The sequence below is a fragment of the Streptomyces sp. NPDC004788 genome (genome assembly GCF_053601115.1).
Window position 1 is genome coordinate 1 of the sequence record NZ_JBSGBF010000202.1, and the last position, 2,898, is coordinate 2,898.

The following is a 2,898-nucleotide window of genomic DNA, read 5'->3' on the forward strand; positions in this document are numbered from 1 at the left end:
GGCCTCACCGCCTTCGTCCTCAACGTCCTCGTCACCGTCGTCCTCACCCTGGTCCTGCGCTCCGTCGGCACCCCCGACGGCGTCGACGAGACCTCCCCGGAGGACTACACGGCCGCCGCGAGCAACGCCGTCGAAGCGGGCGTCCGAAAGGAAGTGCCGGCGGTGTGAGCGGGACGGACTGAGTGACGCATGCAGGCGCCGGGCCGGCCGGGGGAGCTCCCCAGGCCGGCCCGGCGCGCGCTGGTGCGGGGAACGTCAGGCGGCCGCCGGAGCGCTGATCGGCCCCAGCGCCGCCTTGACCGTGTCCGTGAGGGCGCGCGCGTCGGCTCCTGCCCGCGAGCGCAGGTTCACCCCGTACGCGAGCAGGGCCAGCAGGTCGGCGGAGGCTCCGGGGTCGATTCCGGCGGCGAGTTGGCCTCGCTCTTCGGCGGTCACCAGCGCCGCGTACATGGCGTCGCGCAGCTCCTGGTGGTGACGGTCCAGGAGCGCCCGGACCTCAGGGTCGCCGTTCTCGTTTCCCGCGTGGGCGTTGGAGACCATGCAGCCCCAGCGGGCGTACTCACCCGAGCAGCGGGCCGTGATGAGCCCCTCGAAGAACTCCGCGATGGCCGGCAGGCCCCTGGCATCCTCGGCCAGGCGCTGGAAGACCGGCTGGGAGCGGTGCTCGAGATAGCGGCGCAAGGCAGCCCTGTAGAGGGCCTGCTTGTCGCCGAAGGTCGAGTAGAGGCTGGAGCGGTTGACCCCGGTCGCGGTCACGACGTCCTGGATCCCGGTCGAGGCCACGCCCTGCCGCCAGAAGAGCCGTACGACGGTCTCCAGGGCCGCGTCCGGATCGAAATGCTTGATGTCGGGCATGGTTCACCACGCTATCTTGAACTAGGGATTCCAAGATAGCGGGCGCCCGGCCGCCGCGCATAGGCCCGAGGAAGCCATGCGTGCCATCGCCGTCCACGTTCATCCAGGATCGCTCCGCGGGCATGCGTCCACGCCCACCCTGTGCCGCATGAACCGGATACCGAAACTGTGGGTCACCGCCTACGGATCGAACCGCCCCTCCATCCTCCGTCTCGTCGCCCGCCAAGCGGTCCGCGCCGGCGCGTTCATCCGAGCCCTCGCGCTCGCCGACCACCACCACTTCACCGTGCTCTGAAATCTCCCCAACCGCCGCCGCACCGCTGGCGCGTGCCCTTGCGCGCCGCTATCTTGAAACGACCATTCCAAGTTGTGGGTACGTGATCCGACCCACCACGGCCCTGGAGGAATCCCGCCCATGTCCCTCAACGCCGAGCTGCGCAGCTTCTACGAGGCCCGTCAGCAGCAGATCCCCGCCGAGGTACGGGCGATCATGAACCGGGCCGGCGAGGAACTCGCCGCCTCAGGACAGGCCGACCGCGCGCTGCCGGTCGGGGCGCCGGCCCCGCGCTTCACGCTCCCCACCGCGACCGGCGACTCCCTCTCCCTCGACGCCCTGCTCGCCGACGGCCCCGTGGTCCTCACCTTCTACCGTGGCGCCTGGTGCCCGTACTGCAACATCGCGCTGCGCTCGCTCCAGGAACACCACGCGGACATCACCGCTCGCGGTGCCCGCCTGGTGGCCGTCTCCCCGCAGATCCCCGACGAGTCGCTGAGCCTCACCGAGAAGCACGACCTCGCCTTCGACGTCCTGAGCGACATCGGGTCCGACACGGCCAAGCAGTACGGCCTCGCCTTCGACCTGCCCGACGACCTCGCCGCCGTCTACGACAAGCTCGGCTTCGACCTCCAGCGCGTCAACGCGGGCCACCCGCGCACGCTGCCGCTGCCCGCCACGTACGTCATCGACCGCGACGGAACCATCCGCTGGGCCTTCGCCAACACGGACTACACCACCCGCGCAGAACCGGCCGACATCCTGGCCGCACTCGACGCCCTCGCCTGACCATTCCGGCGGCGCTCCAGTGAGCCGGGTGCCGCTCCCGGCTCACTGGAGCGGGCAGCGTCGGCCGATGGTGAGGGCAGGTTGCAGCACCTGCCAAGTGGCTGAGGGATCAGGTCTTGGATGCCGCGGTTGATCTGCACCCTCCGGTCCTGCGCCACAGTTCGAGCCGGTGCTGGCGAAGGTTCGTCTGCACCGCATCGGGCCGGGCCGGCCACGCGTCCGCGCCGATCGCGTGCGGACTGACAAGGCGTACGCCTCCCGCAGAAACCGGGCTAGACAGGCCATACCGGGGCATCACCCCGCTCGGCCTGTCCGCGCTTTCGATACCCGGCCTACTGCGTCGGGGTAGCGGCTGGCCTTATGTTCCGAACATGGGAGGCTGCGGCTCAAGGCCGCAGCGGTGTACATCCTTCCAATCGGTGGGTGCGGTGCGTGACCGTCACTCGCGAACATACTTCCCGGCCGCTCAAGCATCCTCGAGTGAGGCGGCCTTACCCGCTTCTGGCCTCAGCTTCCGCCGCCACGTCGCGACGCTGCCCAGGCAGATCACAATCAGGGGTGCCGAGACGGACTGCGTCGAGGATGAGGCCGATCAGCCCGGCGTTGATGTCGAGGCCCTCGGTGGCCAGGACGATGGTGGTCAGATTGAGCGGCCCTTCCTTGATGTCGGCCATCACGAAGCGCTGTTCGTCGGCTGGCCGCTGTTCCTGGAACGCCTTGCGTACGAACAGAAGCAAGGTCCCCGAGAGAAGACAGGCGATAGCGCCGGGCGTGGAGTTCTTGGCCAGGCTGATCAGGTCGGGGGAGAGGACGGATCCGCCGACGCCGGCTGCGGAGTCGGCGACGTCGTTGAGAGCGTTGGCGCGATCGCGCGGCTATACACCGCCGCCTAGGTGTATTGATCACGAGCGTTGTTGACACTGGTCTGGTCTTGAACATGGCGAAGACCTCCGGTGTGGTGGGAGCTGTCTAGGAACTCA

At 69.0% G+C, this 2,898-nt stretch carries 4 protein-coding genes; 2 read left to right on the forward strand and 2 right to left on the reverse strand.

What is annotated here, in order from left to right:
- Nucleotides 1-255: 255 nt before the first annotated feature.
- Nucleotides 256-855 (reverse strand): TetR/AcrR family transcriptional regulator, encoded by a 600-nt coding sequence (locus ACWEJX_RS37660; protein WP_451611911.1) that lies wholly within the window; start codon nt 853-855, stop codon nt 256-258.
- Nucleotides 856-1,003: 148 nt separating this feature from the next.
- Between ACWEJX_RS37660 and ACWEJX_RS37665 the strand changes: the two genes are divergently transcribed.
- Together ACWEJX_RS37665 and ACWEJX_RS37670 are read left to right on the forward strand one after the other, a co-directional pair.
- Nucleotides 1,004-1,150 (forward strand): hypothetical protein, encoded by a 147-nt coding sequence (locus tag ACWEJX_RS37665; RefSeq protein WP_451611912.1) that lies wholly within the window; start codon nt 1,004-1,006, stop codon nt 1,148-1,150.
- A 120-nt stretch (nt 1,151-1,270) separates the two neighbouring features.
- Nucleotides 1,271-1,918: a peroxiredoxin-like family protein gene (locus ACWEJX_RS37670; protein ID WP_451611913.1), complete on the forward strand. Its 648-nt coding sequence runs from the start codon at nt 1,271-1,273 to the stop codon at nt 1,916-1,918.
- Between the two features lie 491 nt (nt 1,919-2,409).
- Here ACWEJX_RS37670 and ACWEJX_RS37675 read toward each other — a convergent pair whose 3' ends face one another.
- Nucleotides 2,410-2,655, reverse strand: coding sequence for a hypothetical protein (locus ACWEJX_RS37675; protein ID WP_451611914.1), 246 nt, complete (start codon nt 2,653-2,655; stop codon nt 2,410-2,412).
- Nucleotides 2,656-2,898: the final 243 nt, after the last annotated feature.

Excerpts from the sequence above, each read along its gene's own strand:
- ACWEJX_RS37670 (WP_451611913.1), top strand. The coding sequence starts at position 1,271 with ATGTCCCTCAACGCCGAGCTGCGCAGCTTCTACGAGGCCCGTCAGCAG.
- ACWEJX_RS37660 (WP_451611911.1), bottom strand. The coding sequence starts at position 855 with ATGCCCGACATCAAGCATTTCGATCCGGACGCGGCCCTGGAGACCGTC.
- ACWEJX_RS37665 (WP_451611912.1), top strand. The coding sequence starts at position 1,004 with ATGAACCGGATACCGAAACTGTGGGTCACCGCCTACGGATCGAACCGC.